Origin of the sequence: Mesorhizobium sp. L2C066B000 (assembly GCF_000502335.1) — a bacterium.
GTDB lineage: Bacteria > Pseudomonadota > Alphaproteobacteria > Rhizobiales > Rhizobiaceae > Mesorhizobium.
Genome location: NZ_AYWZ01000003.1, coordinates 59,324 through 71,205, shown reverse-complemented (window position 1 = coordinate 71,205; position 11,882 = coordinate 59,324). Strand labels below are relative to the sequence as shown.

At 63.1% G+C, this 11,882-nt stretch carries 18 protein-coding genes; 7 read left to right on the top strand and 11 right to left on the bottom strand.

Going from position 1 to position 11,882, the window contains the following annotated elements:
* The first annotated feature begins 112 nt into the window (after window positions 1-112).
* Complete coding sequence (locus tag X733_RS154790) at window positions 113-832, top strand: YafY family protein (protein WP_023683994.1); 720 nt, start codon at window positions 113-115, stop codon at window positions 830-832.
* A 63-nt stretch (window positions 833-895) separates the two neighbouring features.
* On the opposite strand, the gene X733_RS154795 is transcribed toward X733_RS154790, so the two are convergent.
* From X733_RS154795 to X733_RS154800, 3 genes are all read right to left on the bottom strand, one after another.
* Window positions 896-1,588, bottom strand: coding sequence for a DUF1013 domain-containing protein (locus X733_RS154795; protein ID WP_023670142.1), 693 nt, complete (start codon window positions 1,586-1,588; stop codon window positions 896-898).
* 325 nt (window positions 1,589-1,913) lie between these two features.
* The gene (locus X733_RS1000000167875) at window positions 1,914-2,054 is read right to left on the bottom strand and encodes a DUF1127 domain-containing protein (RefSeq protein WP_023670143.1); all 141 of its coding nucleotides are present in this window, start codon (window positions 2,052-2,054) and stop codon (window positions 1,914-1,916) included.
* Between the two features lie 356 nt (window positions 2,055-2,410).
* Window positions 2,411-3,421 (bottom strand): NAD(P)H-quinone oxidoreductase, encoded by a 1,011-nt coding sequence (locus tag X733_RS154800; RefSeq protein WP_031193199.1) that lies wholly within the window; start codon window positions 3,419-3,421, stop codon window positions 2,411-2,413.
* 146 nt (window positions 3,422-3,567) lie between these two features.
* On the opposite strand from X733_RS154800, the gene X733_RS154805 reads away from it, so the two are divergent.
* The 3 genes from X733_RS154805 to X733_RS154815 all read left to right on the top strand — a co-directional run bounded on the left by X733_RS154805 (window position 3,568) and on the right by X733_RS154815 (window position 5,393).
* Complete coding sequence (locus X733_RS154805; RefSeq protein ID WP_023670145.1) at window positions 3,568-3,762, top strand: DUF1192 domain-containing protein; 195 nt, start codon at window positions 3,568-3,570, stop codon at window positions 3,760-3,762.
* 96 nt (window positions 3,763-3,858) lie between these two features.
* Window positions 3,859-5,097 carry an MFS transporter gene (locus X733_RS154810; protein ID WP_023683997.1) on the top strand — a complete coding sequence of 413 codons (1,239 nt, stop codon included), beginning with the start codon at window positions 3,859-3,861 and terminating at the stop codon, window positions 5,095-5,097.
* A 32-nt stretch (window positions 5,098-5,129) separates the two neighbouring features.
* Entirely contained in the window at window positions 5,130-5,393 is a 264-nt protein-coding gene (locus X733_RS154815; RefSeq protein ID WP_023670147.1) for a metalloregulator ArsR/SmtB family transcription factor, read from the top strand.
* Here X733_RS154815 and X733_RS154820 read toward each other — a convergent pair.
* The 5 genes from X733_RS154820 to X733_RS154835 all read right to left on the bottom strand — a co-directional run bounded on the left by X733_RS154820 (window position 5,375) and on the right by X733_RS154835 (window position 8,207).
* A complete protein-coding gene (locus X733_RS154820) occupies window positions 5,375-5,854 on the bottom strand; it encodes an SRPBCC family protein (RefSeq protein WP_023818419.1) in 480 nt (159 codons plus the stop codon). The genes X733_RS154815 and X733_RS154820 overlap by 19 nt on opposite strands.
* A 16-nt stretch (window positions 5,855-5,870) precedes the next feature.
* Window positions 5,871-6,245, bottom strand: coding sequence for a nuclear transport factor 2 family protein (locus X733_RS154825; protein WP_032911064.1), 375 nt, complete (start codon window positions 6,243-6,245; stop codon window positions 5,871-5,873).
* A 23-nt stretch (window positions 6,246-6,268) separates the two neighbouring features.
* Window positions 6,269-6,595 carry a metalloregulator ArsR/SmtB family transcription factor gene (locus X733_RS0134455; protein ID WP_023699361.1) on the bottom strand — a complete coding sequence of 109 codons (327 nt, stop codon included), beginning with the start codon at window positions 6,593-6,595 and terminating at the stop codon, window positions 6,269-6,271.
* Window positions 6,596-6,600: 5 nt separating this feature from the next.
* Window positions 6,601-7,257 carry a glutathione S-transferase family protein gene (locus tag X733_RS154830; protein ID WP_023818417.1) on the bottom strand — a complete coding sequence of 219 codons (657 nt, stop codon included), beginning with the start codon at window positions 7,255-7,257 and terminating at the stop codon, window positions 6,601-6,603.
* A gap of 116 nt (window positions 7,258-7,373) precedes the next feature.
* The gene (locus tag X733_RS154835) at window positions 7,374-8,207 is read right to left on the bottom strand and encodes an alpha/beta hydrolase (protein ID WP_023727309.1); all 834 of its coding nucleotides are present in this window, start codon (window positions 8,205-8,207) and stop codon (window positions 7,374-7,376) included.
* Window positions 8,208-8,322: 115 nt separating this feature from the next.
* Between X733_RS154835 and X733_RS154840 the strand changes: the two genes are divergently transcribed.
* From X733_RS154840 to X733_RS154850, 3 genes are all read left to right on the top strand, one after another.
* A complete protein-coding gene (locus X733_RS154840) occupies window positions 8,323-8,850 on the top strand; it encodes a helix-turn-helix domain-containing protein (protein ID WP_023818416.1) in 528 nt (175 codons plus the stop codon).
* Window positions 8,851-8,928: 78 nt separating this feature from the next.
* Window positions 8,929-9,162: a hypothetical protein gene (locus X733_RS154845; protein ID WP_023684002.1), complete on the top strand. Its 234-nt coding sequence runs from the start codon at window positions 8,929-8,931 to the stop codon at window positions 9,160-9,162.
* Between the two features lie 176 nt (window positions 9,163-9,338).
* On the top strand, window positions 9,339-9,770 hold the full coding sequence (locus X733_RS154850) for a heme-binding protein (RefSeq protein WP_023733046.1): 432 nt from the start codon (window positions 9,339-9,341) through the stop codon (window positions 9,768-9,770).
* 122 nt (window positions 9,771-9,892) lie between these two features.
* Here the strand turns inward: X733_RS154850 and X733_RS154855 are convergent, their stop codons facing one another.
* The 3 genes from X733_RS154855 to rpmF form a co-directional block, all read right to left on the bottom strand.
* The gene (locus tag X733_RS154855) at window positions 9,893-10,294 is read right to left on the bottom strand and encodes a hypothetical protein (RefSeq protein WP_023752896.1); all 402 of its coding nucleotides are present in this window, start codon (window positions 10,292-10,294) and stop codon (window positions 9,893-9,895) included.
* A gap of 191 nt (window positions 10,295-10,485) precedes the next feature.
* Complete coding sequence (locus X733_RS154860; protein ID WP_023733045.1) at window positions 10,486-11,433, bottom strand: agmatinase; 948 nt, start codon at window positions 11,431-11,433, stop codon at window positions 10,486-10,488.
* 196 nt (window positions 11,434-11,629) lie between these two features.
* On the bottom strand, window positions 11,630-11,812 hold the full coding sequence (gene rpmF, locus X733_RS154865) for a 50S ribosomal protein L32 (RefSeq protein ID WP_008834724.1): 183 nt from the start codon (window positions 11,810-11,812) through the stop codon (window positions 11,630-11,632).
* Between the last annotated feature and the right edge of the window lie 70 nt (window positions 11,813-11,882).

The window sequence follows — 11,882 nt, the reverse complement described above, 5'->3', positions numbered from 1 at the left end:
AAGTGCGCAGCGGTTTTTGGGAGAACGACAAGCATAAAACAGGACATGGATGTCACCCGGAACCGGTTTTGGCCCCATGACATTCATAGACAAGCAGCCGAGGGACCATACGATGCGACGTGCCGACAGGCTCTTTCAGATCGTGCAGCACCTGCGTGGCGGCCGGCTGGTCACCGCCCAGAAGCTCGGCACATGGCTCGAGGTTTCCGAGCGGACCATCTACCGCGATATCGCCGATTTGCAGTCGACCGGAGTGCCGATCGACGGCGAGGCCGGCGTCGGCTACATGATGAGGGAGGGTTTCGACCTTCCGCCGCTGATGTTCACGCGTGACGAAATCGTCGCGCTGGTCGCCGGCGCCCGCATGGTGCGGGCCTTTGGCGGCGCGGCCATGGCGCGTGCGGCCGACGAGGCGCTGGTCAAGATCGGCGCCGTCCTGCCCGACGCCGAGAAGGACCGCATCGCCCGCACCGAGATCCACACGCCGATGTGGGTGGTGAGCGACGCCGCGCGTGAGGCGATCGACGTGATCGAGCGCGCTGTCGAGAAGCGACAGGTGCTGACCATCGACTACCGCGACGAGGCCGGCCGCGGCACCGGGCGTGACATCCGTCCGCTCGGACTGTGGTTCTGGGGCAAGGTATGGACGCTGGTTGCCTGGTGCGAGATGCGCGACGATTTCCGCGCCTTCCGCATCGACCGCATCGCCTCGGTGGTCATCGCCGGCCGCATCTTCAAGCCTGAGCGAGGCAAGCAGCTTGCCGACTTCTACCGCGCCGTCGAACGCTCGGAGGACTATGGCATGACGCCGGACCGGGCGGCGCGCAGCTGAGACTTCGATAATCAATGAAAAAGCCCGCTCGAAGCGGGCTTTTTTGATGAACTGTCGCAAACCTTACTCGTCGTCCGCATCTTCCTTCTTGGACTTGAGCGCCGAGAGCTTGGCGAACACGGCGTTTGCGTCGAGCTCGGCATCCTCGTCCTTCGGCTTCTCCGGCGCCGGCACCAGGCGCTCGGTCACGGCAGCCGGCAGCAGCGTGTCGCCGACAGGCTGCGCCTGCTCGCGGCCGCGCGAGGCGCGGTTGACTTCCATGTCGAGGTCGATCTGCGAAGCGAGACCCAGCGTCACCGGGTCCATCGGCTGCAGATTGGCCGAATTCCAGTGCTTGCGCTCGCGGATCTGTTCGATCGTCGACTTGGTCGTGCCGACCAGGCGCGAAATCTGCGCGTCCTTCAATTCCGGATGGTTGCGGACCAGCCACAGGATGGCGTTGGGCCGGTCCTGGCGCTTCGACAGCGGTGTGTAGCGGGGACCCTTGCGCTTGGATTCCGGCACCCGCACCTTGGGGTCGGACAGTTTCAGGCGCTGGTTCGGATCCTTCTCGGCGCGCGCGATCTCGTCGCGGGTCAGCTGTCCGGTCATGATCGGATCCATGCCCTTGATGCCCTGCGCCGATTCGCCGTCGGCGATCGCCTTGACCTCGAGCGGATGCAACCCGCAGAACTGCGCGATCTGCTCGAAGGAAAGCGCGGTGTTGTCGACCAGCCAGACGGCGGTCGCCTTGGGCATCAGCAGCGTATTGGCCATTTCAAAATCCTTCTCGTTCGCCCGCGTTCCCGCGCGGGCGGTGGTTTAGAGCCACCAAAATGGGAAATTCGCGGCCTGTATAACCGCTCCGCTGCCGTTTCGCAATGTTTTTGGCGCAGGGCGCAGCCGTCGGACACCGGACAGCGGGGGAGGCCAGGAGGACCTCGGCTCCGGCGATCATTGATGCCGAGTTGTACAGGGGGTCCAAGACGACAAAACCCGCCGGACAGGGTCCAGCGGGCTCGGAACCGGCGACGGGATACCGTCTGCGGCGGCTCTTGCTTCTGCCGCGTGGTCAGGCCTCATCGGCCGACCAGGCTTCGAATTAGATGGCCTTGCGGGCAATCCTCTCGATGTCGCCGCGGCTGATGCCGAGGTCGCTGAGCTGACGGGCGTTGAGCTTGTTCAGCTCGCGCACGGTTTCGTTGTACATACGCCAGTTACGGAAAGCGCGGATCGGGTTCATGGTTGTCCTCCAGTTATTGGATCAAATCGTTTCGATGACGCTTAGATAGGCAGTGCTGCCCACGAATTGAACAGACGTCTTTGCATAGCCGCAATGCAAATGCTGCATTGCAGCATTAAGCTTGTGTTCATCTTGCCGACAGGCTGAGCGCGGAGCATGGCGCGAGGTTCAGGTCAGGCCGAGCAGAGAATGGCGGCTCCCGAGAACCGGAGCGGAGCGTACTTCAGTACGAAGCACCGGCCTACTCCGGCCGTAGCCTTAACTGCCGCAACGCCTCATGAGGGCTTCGGCCGGCGAAGGCCGGAAGCGCAGGGAGCCGCCATTCGCAGGCCGGCCTCACCTAAATCTCGCCCCATCTAGCCGACGTCGAGAACGATCTTGCCTATATGCTCGCCCTCTTCCATGCGCTCATGCGCCCGCCAGGCGTCGGTCAGCGGGAAGATCATGTCCATCACCGGCGCTACCTTCCGGGTGCCGAGCAGCGGCCACACCTGTGCTTCCAGTGCGGCGGCGAGCGCCGCCTTGAACTCGACCGTGCGAGGCCGCAGCGTCGAGCCGGTGTGGGTCAGCCGCTTGACCATGATTTTCGAGAAATCGGCGCTCGCCACCGCGCCGGCCTGGACGGCGATCTGGACGATCCTGCCCTCGACCGCGGCGGCCTCGTAGTTGCGCGCGATATAGTCGCCGCCGACCATGTCGAGAATGACGTCGGCCCCGTTGCCGCCGGTCGCATCCTTGACCGCCGCGACGAAATCCTCCTCGCGGTAGTTGATCGCCCGGTCGGCGCCGAGCTTCAGGCAGGCGTCGCATTTCTCCTTCGAGCCGGCGGTGGTGACGACATAGGCGCCGAAGGCCGACGCCAGCTGGATCGCCGTGGTGCCGATGCCCGATGAGCCGCCATGGACCAGCAGCGTCTCACCCTTTTTCAGGCCGCCGCGCTCGAACACATTGTGCCAGACGGTGAAATAGTTTTCCGGAACCGCGGCCGCCTCCGTGTGGGTGAAGCCGGCGGGCAGCGGCAGCACGCTGCCGGCATGAACCTTGACATATTCGGCATAACCGCCCCCCGGCGTCAGCGCGCAGACCCGGTCGCCGATGCGCCAGCGCGATATGTCGTCGCCAAGGGCGGCCACTTCGCCCGATGCCTCGAGACCGGGCAGGTCGGAAGCGCCGGGCGGCGCCGGATAGGCGCCCTTGCGCTGCTGCACGTCGGGGCGGTTGACGCCGGCCGCACGCACCCGGATCAGGATTTCGCCGGGACCAAGCACCGGCACGTCGCGCGTTTCCGGTTTCAGCACCCGCGGCCCGCCCGGTTGCGAGATTGCGATGGCCGTCATCGTGGCTGGAATTTTATGTCCGCTCGCCATGAAATTTCCCGTCTCGGTCCGCCGGTCTGTCGCCGGCTGCCAGCTTCTTGCCGGCTGTTTGCATCTGCGCCCCTGCCCTATGTATGCTGATTGCCGGATCAGGCAAATGGCCAAATCAGCCCAATACTGAATAGGGAGGAGCGACGATGGCGATCTTCGACGACGAACCCAAAAAGAAAGCCCGCCCGCATGAGATCGGACAGGATCTGTCGCTGCTTTCGGTCGGTGACCTTACCGAACGGATCAGCATCCTGCGCGAGGAGATTGCCCGGCTCGAAGCCGAGCTCCAGACCAAGGGCAGCACCAAATCGGCGGCCGAAGCCCTGTTTCGCCGCGGCTAGTTTTCGCGTTAGTTTCGGCGTTGAGCATCCGCCGCCGAAAAGCCCGAATGCGCCTGTCTTCAGACCCCGCCACCGAATCTCCAGACGGATCAAACAATGTTTGCAAGCTACAGGCCGATCCTCTCGCTGCTTCGCGGCACCGCTTTCCTGCTCGCGGCTTCGGGGCTGCACGGCCTGTTGTTGCCGTTGCGCGGCCAGCTCGAAGGGTTTTCGACGGCATCGCTCGGTCTGATGGGCACGGCCTGGGCCGGTGGCTTCGTCACCGGCTGCTTCTTCGCACCGCGCCTGGTGCGCCGCGCCGGCCACGTCCGGGCGTTCGGCGCCTTTGCCGCTTCGGGCGCCATCGTGGCGTTGCTTACCGGTCTGATCATCGACGAATATGTCTGGATCCTGCTGCGTGCCTTCACCGGCTTCACCATGGCCGGAGCCTTCATGGTCATCGAAAGCTGGCTGAACGAGAAGGCCACCAACGAGAACCGCGGCACCGTCTTCGGCCTCTACATGATGGTCACCTATGCCTCGATCATGGGCGGCCAGATGATCGTTGCCGGCGGCGACGTCAGATCGGCGTCGCTGTTCATGATCACCGGCATATTGTTCTGCCTGTCGCTGATCCCGACCGCGGTGTCGTCGGCTTCGTCTCCCAAGCCTTTGCAGGACGTCAAGCTCGATGTCAAAGGTCTCTACGCCAACTCGCCGGTGTCGGCGATCGCCTGCCTGTTGGTCGGCATCGCCAATGGCGCCTGGGGCACGCTTGGCGCCGTCTACGGCGCCCGTATCGGCATCTCCACCGCCCAGATCGCACTGATGATGAGCCTTGTCGTTATTGCCGGCGCGGCCATGCAGCTTCCGGCCGGACGCCTCTCCGACAAGACCGACCGCCGTTTCGTGCTGGCGGGCGCGGCTTTCGGCGCCGCACTGTTCGCCATCCTGATCTTCCTGTTCGAACCGCGTTCCGCCGTCCTCGTCATTGTCTTCGCCGCCGCCTACGGCGCCTTTGCCTACACGCTCTATTCGATCGCCGTGGCGCATGCCAACGACCACGCCCGATCGGAGGATTTCGTCAAGGTCTCGGGCGGCCTGCTGCTTCTGTATGGCTTCGGAACCATGATCGGGCCCTTGCTGGCTGCCGCCCTGATGGGTTGGCTCCGCCCCGAAGGCCTGTTCCTGGCCACCGCGCTGGCGCATCTCAGCCTCGCCGCCTACACGTTGCTGCGCATCAGCCGCCGCGCGCCGGTGCCAATCGAAGACCGCGATGCCTTCAAGACCCAGCCGGCCGATCGCTCGGTCACCCCTGAAGCACTGCGGCTCAGAAAAGCGGAAGCCGACGGTTGAGATTTGAAAAGCTTTGCCCCACAAGTATAGGCATGATCTTTTCTGACGCCTTCATGGCGATTGCCGACCCCAACCGGCGCTATCTTCTGGAAGAGCTCCGGCGTGGCCCGAAAACCGTCAACGAGCTGGCTTCGGGCCTTCCAGTCTCCCGCCCGGCCGTGTCCCAGCATTTGAAAGTGTTGCTGGACGCCGGTCTGGTTCAGGCCAAGGCCGAGGGCACGAGGCGGGTCTATACAGTCAGCAGTGGCGGCTTCCTCAAGCTCAATATTTGGCTTGATCAGTTCTGGGAAGCATAGGCCGNCGTTGCCAGCGCCTTGCCCAGCGCATCGAGCAGGAATCCGGTACCATGCTCGCGCGATGACGGTGTGTCGTGCCCATCGAGAAACGCGCCCTGCTCGGTGAGCACCAGACGCGTGCCCGTGCCTTCCGGGCGAAGCTCAATTGTCGCCAGCGAAACCGAGATTCTGACATCACCGAACAGCATGTCGTAGCTGTAGACGATGCGCTGGTTGGGCACGATGTCCTGATAGGTGGCGGTATAGGTGTGGATCGGCCCGTCCTTCGGCCCGCCGGCATTGACCTCCTGGCCGCCGACGCAAAAATCCATTTCGTGCCTGTGGGTCATCGGGTTGTCGGGGTCCGCGAACCAGCGCCGCTTGGCGGCCGGATCACTGAGCGCGAAATAGACTTTCGCCGGCGCAACTGGATAGAGGCGCTCGAGGACGAAGGTGGAGTGGACGACGGATCGTTCGGCCATGGTCGGGTCCTCTTGGTCAGCTTGATGGTTTCTGCGCGACGAAGACGCCGTCGCGACAGGACGCGCCGAAATAGACTTCGACGGCGCGCAACCTGTCGCCATGGAACAGATGCAGTTCGGTGTTACGGAAGGTCTTTCCGTCCGCCGTCTCGCAGCGATAGAGGACAAAGGCGGCGTCCTCGTCCTCGCATATCCGCTCGATGACGATCGAGCTGAAGGCCGGGCTGTCCGGCCAGCAGCGCTCGAAATAGGTCGCACGGTCGATGGCGTCGTCATAGGGGCTGGTGAAGGTGAAATCGTCGGCGAGCACCGCCGCGACGGCAGCCTTGTTATTCGCCTGGTAGGCGGAAAAATAGCCGCGGATCAACTCCGCTCTGCTTTTGCCGGGCATGGTCATTTCTCCTCTGCTTCAGGTCATTCGGTCCCGGCGAGAAAATCGCCGAGCCGGTCGAGCCGACGCTCCCATGTCAGCCGCCGTTCGTTGATCCAGTGTTCTGCGCTGCGCAGCGCCTGCGGCGCGATCTGGCAGGTGCGCACGCGGCCGAGCTTTTCCGAGCGCACCAGCCCGCTTGCTTCGAGCACGTTGAGATGCTGGACGACGGCCGACAGCGACATCGCCAGCGGTTCGGCCAACTGGCTGACCGAGGCCGGCCCACGCGACAGCCGTTCGACCATGCTGCGCCTGGCCGGGTCTGCGAGCGCCTGGAACATCAGGTCGAGCTGGGCGGGATCGTGCAGCATCGCGATCAGCCGTTATTGTAGGGAAAGAACTTGAAGTAGGGCTGCGCCTCCTCGACCACCCGGGCGAAGGACGGCCGCTTGAGCAGGCGGTCGTGGTAGTGTTTCACGGCCGGATAGCTGTCGCCGAACGGCTCGACCTTGTTGGCGTAGAACAGCGCCGGCGAGGCCGCGCAGTCGGCCATGGTGAAGGTGGGGCCGGCCGCCCAGATTTTCGAACGCATCTCCTCCTCGATGATCGCATAGGCGTTGCGCAGTTGCGCGCGCGCTTCCTCGACCCCGAACGGATCGGTCTTGTCCTGCGGGCGCAACCTGTCGCCGACGATCTTCTGCATCGGAGCCTGCACGTAGAAATCGTAGAAACGGTCGGCCTGGCGGACCTGGAGAGCAAGGTCGGCCTCGGCCGGGATGAGCTCGACCGGCCCGGGATAATGCGCGGCCAGATATTCGATGACGATGGTCGATTCCAGCACCGTGCGATTGCGTGCATCGTCACGCAGCGCCGGCATCTTGCCGGTCGGCGACACCTTCAGGAATGCTGCCCGCGACTGCTCGTCGCCGAGGTCGACGATAACCGGCGTGAAGGGCGTGTCGTTCTCGTAGAACGCAATCAGCGGTTTCCAGCAGAACGATGCCTGCGGATGGAAATGGAAGGTCAGGGACATTTTTTGCTCGTCTGTTTGTGGTTCGCCGATGCTGGAGCGGTGCCAGCCTGCGCCGACACTGAAGCAATTACTTAACTATTTCCGTGAGGCGAATGTGTCAAGGTTCCAGACTGCCTTCAGGGTTTGGTATGCGTGACGATGGCGGCAACGATCGTGCCCCAGTCGTCGGGATGCAGTTCGTGGCCACCGCCTTCGACGCGGACAAGCCGCCCGCCGGCAACAGCGTCGGCAAGGGCTGCGCCATGCTCGACCGGAAAGATCGGATCCGATGTCCCGTGAATGACGAGCAGCGGAACCTTGATCTCGCGCAGGCGTCCTTTCAGATCCTCGCAGCTCTTCAGCATGAAATGGTTAGTCGCGCTCAGGAAGCCGCCGGATCGGTCGTAGTCCCGTTCGACGAACGCCCGCATCGCCTTCTCGTCGAAGGGATGCGCGGTGCTGGCGATCGCACGCGCATCCTTGACGACGAAGCCGACCACCTGGTCGCGGTTCGACCAGTCGACTCTGGCGCCATCGGCCGAGTGCTCCATATAGGCTTCGGTCGTTCCCGGCAGCTGCGATGTGTCGATCCCCACCGGCGAACTGCTGATTACGGTCAGCGAGATGACACGCAAGGGATGTTTCAACACCAGTCGTTGCGCGATCATGCCGCCCATCGACATCCCGATCACATGCGCCTTGCCGATGCCGCAACTGTCGAGGACGCGCACCGCATCGTCCGCCATGTCGTCGAACGTATACGGCGGCTCGCCCGGCGTATATTTGGTCGACAGGCCGGTGTCACGATTGTCGTAGCGGATCACGAAGTGGCCTTCGCCGGCGAGCTTTTTGCAGAGCGCCTCCGGCCACCAGAGCATCGAGGCCATGGCGCCCATGATCAGCAGAATGGCTGGATCTCCGGGATCGCCAAACGTCTGGGAGACGATTTCGGGTGCTGCGGCCCTTGTCATGGGACTCTCCTCCTATCGGCCAATCAAAGGCCAATCAAACTGGTTGCATTTTGCAATCGGTTGCACGATAATAAAACTGATACGATAATGCAACCGGTTTTTTGAGGAGAGTCGGATGAAAACCGAACACCGCTCGGGATGCCCTATCAATCTGTCGCTGGAAGTGTTCGGCGATCGCTGGAGCCTGATCATCCTGCGCGACATGATTTTTGGCGGCAAACGCCACTTTCGCGAACTGCTCAACGGCTCGATCGAGGGCATCGCTTCCAACATCCTGGCCGACCGGCTGAAGCGGCTGATGGAACTCGGCATGCTGACCAAGGCCGACGACCCCTCGCACAAGCAGAAGGCGATCTACAGCCTGACCGAGATGGCTATCACGCTGGTGCCGATCATGGCGCATCTCGGCGCTTGGGGCCGCGTCTGGCTGCCGGTGAGCGAGGAGCTTTCGATCCGCGCCGAACTGCTGGAGAAAGGCGGGCCGCCAATGTGGGAGCAGTTCATGGACGAGTTGCGCCACGACCATCTGGGCATGCCTGTCGCCACACCCGCGCAGCCTTCCGTCCGCGCTACATTGCAGGCCGGATATGAGGCGGTGGTCGCCCGCAAGGCGTCGAGCGGCATCCAGGCCCCGGCCGCTTGACCAACTTATTTCCCCATTATCAGGCCGGCTCTGCTATCAAGGGGCTGAAAAACATAATTTATGGGATGGATAACGCTCTTGGTCGAGAACTCTAAGGATACTGCCCGCGCCCGGGCAGATATGCGTTTCAAGAAGCAGGAAGAGGCCGCCACGGTGCGGCAAAAGGCGATGGCGGAGTATGTCGCCGAGGCCGACGCCCGCCAGGCCAAGACCAACAAGCTCCGGGCATTGCGCCTTGCCAAGGAAGCGGAAGACCTCGCCAACGCCCCTGCCGTTCCGGTCAAGAAAGCGCCCCGAGCCAAGAAAAAATAGCGCGGCCTTCTTCATCGACGCCCGATCTGGATGCCGGCGGATCGTATCCGCCATGTGCCACGATCAGCAATGCTCGCCATTTCCGCTTTCCCGCGCGAAGCAATTTCAACCGCAACCGGGATTTCGCATCCCGCATGTCAGGTCGATGATTGACGCGTTTTGATCAGGAGACAGCCATGACCGCACTGACCCTCGAAAAAGCCAAGCACATCATCGACGCCGCCTTCGCCAAGGGCGCCGAGATGAAGCTCAAACCGCTCGGCGTTTCCGTGCTGGATGCCGGCGCGCATCTCGTCGCCTTCCAGCGTCAGGACGGCGCCTCGTTCCTGCGCCCGCAAATGTCGGCCGGCAAGGCCTATGGGGCGCTGGCCATCGGCATGGGCTCGCGCCGTGTCGAGGCTTTCGCCAAGGAGCGGCCGCATCTCGTCGCCGGCATTTCCGACGTCTCGGGTGGACGCGTATTGCCGGTCGTCGGCGGCGTGCTGATCCGCGACAAGGCAGGCGCCGTCATCGGCGCCGTCGGAATTTCGGGAGATACGTCGGACAATGACGAAGCCGCCGCCATCGCCGGCATCGAAGCCGCCGGCTTCACTGCCGATCCGGGCTGAGGGGGAGCTTCGTCATCCCAGGGCGAAGCAGGAGCGAAGCTACGCGGCGCAGACCCCGGGATGACGACCAGAAAGAGCAGCCACGCCAATCGCGAACGGATGCGACCATCCAACGAAGGCGGCTAGTTCAAATTTATGTCTCTACTCGCCGACCGCATCGACACCGAAAACCCGGCCAGCACATCGAACAGGGCGATCACCATCAGCGTGAAGAAGACGGAGTGCGCCGCGCCCTTCACCAGCAGGAATTCGACCAGGAACGCCACGAAGACCAATGTCGACAACAGATGGTCCATGATCGAAGCGTTGGTGGTGCGCACCGACTTCACCATTTCCAGGAACAGGAAGATCAGCCCGACCACCACCATCAGGTCGCCGAGCGTCATCGAGAACACCCCGCCCGACATCATGCTGAACGAGAAGATCTCGGTCGCCCAAGGATCGTCGCCGCTGCCGAATATTCCGAGGAGTCCGAGATTGTAGGCCACAAAGGGCACGATCAGCAGCGGGATGGCACCGAACATCAGGCGTCTCCTCTAGCAATCCAGGAAAGCGGCTTCCTACAAGAATTGCGTAAACATGGGGGCACCTTCTGTAGAATGCCCCGCAGGCACGCCGTCAAGATTTTTCGCTAGCGCCCGCAAACACGGAAAAAGACCGCGCGAAACAACCCTGTCAGCCGCAATTGCCCGTCTGACCACCGACACGCCGGGATTCAGCGCTTGAACTGGCCTGTCCGCACGGCGGCGCCGATAGCGTTGAGGATGAAAAGGCCGGCGGTCATCGAGGTGATCTCGTTGACGTCGCGCGCCGGCGCGATCTCGACGATGTCGATGCCAACGACACGTCCCTTGGCGAACAGCCCCTTGATCAGTTCGATCGTCTGCCGGTAGCTGATGCCGCCAGGCGCCGGCCCTTCGACCGCCGGCATGACAGCGGGATCGAGACCGTCGGCATCGATGGTCAGGTAATAGCGGCCACGGTCCGGGATGCGCTTGAGCAGCGCCGCCGTACCGATATCCTGCCATTCATTGGCGGTGACGATGTTGGAGCCGTAGGCGCGGGCCGCCTCGACCTCCTCGAGCCGGGCGCTGCCCTGGCCGCGGATGCCGAGCTGGAAAATCCCGGCTATATGCGCCATCTCCGAAGCGCGGCGGATGGGGCTGGAATAGCCTTCCCTGACCCCGTTGACATTGTCGCGCCAGTCGAGATGGGCATCGATCTGAACCAGGGTGATCGGCCCTTCGCCGTCAAGCGCCCGCAGGATCGGGATCGGAATGCCGTGATCGCCGCCAATGGTGATCGGCAAGGCGCCGGCGACGCGGATCTTTCGGATCGCCGCTTCGGCCAACCTGTAGTGGCCGCCGGCGGCATCGCCGGGGACATCGCCGACATCGACCACCTTGACGTCCTGCCCGTCGAACAGGGTTCCGCCAATGTCGAAATCATAGCGGTCGAGCCCGAGGCTGATGCGCTGCGAGGCGCGCCGCACCGCCGTCGGCGCGTTGGTCTGGTCGTTGACCAACTCGTCGATCGTGTAGGGACTGCCGTAAGGCATGCCGATGATGGCGACATCCGCCTTCAGCGCATCGAGGTCCTCGACCAGCGGGAAGTTCATGAAGGTCTGGAAGATATCGCGCGGTGCTGTGGTGAGCTTGGTCATGCGGTCCCTCTGAAGCCGGCCGATCATCGCGCGGAAGCGCCGCGACAAGGCATCACTCAATACAGCACCGCCGCCGCAGCTTGTATCGCCACGGACGCCCGGTCTTTGGCATAGTTGGCGGCGCGACGCGCACCAAACGCAAAAAAACCGGCCAATGGCCGGTTCTTTTGGCATTCAAACCCTTCGAAAGCTGGTCTCAGCTTTCCTTGGGCGTCAGCACCTGGCGACCGCGATACATGCCGGTCTTCAGGTCGATATGGTGCGGGCGGCGCATTTCGCCGGAATTCTTGTCCTCGACATAGGTCGGGGCCTTGAGAGCGTCGGCCGAGCGGCGCATGCCGCGCTTGGACGGAGAGGTTTTTCGTTTCGGAACGGCCATGGATATGCTCCACTACATGGTCAAAATGCCCCGATAGCCCTCGTGAAAGGGCCGCGTCAGGGCCATAATC

Coding starts and splice junctions, on each gene's coding strand:
- X733_RS154790 (WP_023683994.1), top strand. CDS start 113: ATGCGACGTGCCGACAGGCTCTTTCAGATCGTGCAGCACCTGCGTGGC.
- X733_RS154795 (WP_023670142.1), bottom strand. CDS start 1,588: ATGGCCAATACGCTGCTGATGCCCAAGGCGACCGCCGTCTGGCTGGTC.
- X733_RS1000000167875 (WP_023670143.1), bottom strand. CDS start 2,054: ATGAACCCGATCCGCGCTTTCCGTAACTGGCGTATGTACAACGAAACC.
- X733_RS154800 (WP_031193199.1), bottom strand. CDS start 3,421: ATGGCGAGCGGACATAAAATTCCAGCCACGATGACGGCCATCGCAATC.
- X733_RS154805 (WP_023670145.1), top strand. CDS start 3,568: ATGGCGATCTTCGACGACGAACCCAAAAAGAAAGCCCGCCCGCATGAG.
- X733_RS154810 (WP_023683997.1), top strand. CDS start 3,859: ATGTTTGCAAGCTACAGGCCGATCCTCTCGCTGCTTCGCGGCACCGCT.
- X733_RS154815 (WP_023670147.1), top strand. CDS start 5,130: ATGATCTTTTCTGACGCCTTCATGGCGATTGCCGACCCCAACCGGCGC.
- X733_RS154825 (WP_032911064.1), bottom strand. CDS start 6,245: ATGCCCGGCAAAAGCAGAGCGGAGTTGATCCGCGGCTATTTTTCCGCC.
- X733_RS0134455 (WP_023699361.1), bottom strand. CDS start 6,595: ATGCTGCACGATCCCGCCCAGCTCGACCTGATGTTCCAGGCGCTCGCA.
- X733_RS154830 (WP_023818417.1), bottom strand. CDS start 7,257: ATGTCCCTGACCTTCCATTTCCATCCGCAGGCATCGTTCTGCTGGAAA.
- X733_RS154835 (WP_023727309.1), bottom strand. CDS start 8,207: ATGACAAGGGCCGCAGCACCCGAAATCGTCTCCCAGACGTTTGGCGAT.
- X733_RS154840 (WP_023818416.1), top strand. CDS start 8,323: ATGAAAACCGAACACCGCTCGGGATGCCCTATCAATCTGTCGCTGGAA.
- X733_RS154850 (WP_023733046.1), top strand. CDS start 9,339: ATGACCGCACTGACCCTCGAAAAAGCCAAGCACATCATCGACGCCGCC.
- X733_RS154855 (WP_023752896.1), bottom strand. CDS start 10,294: ATGTTCGGTGCCATCCCGCTGCTGATCGTGCCCTTTGTGGCCTACAAT.
- X733_RS154860 (WP_023733045.1), bottom strand. CDS start 11,433: ATGACCAAGCTCACCACAGCACCGCGCGATATCTTCCAGACCTTCATG.
- rpmF (WP_008834724.1), bottom strand. CDS start 11,812: ATGGCCGTTCCGAAACGAAAAACCTCTCCGTCCAAGCGCGGCATGCGC.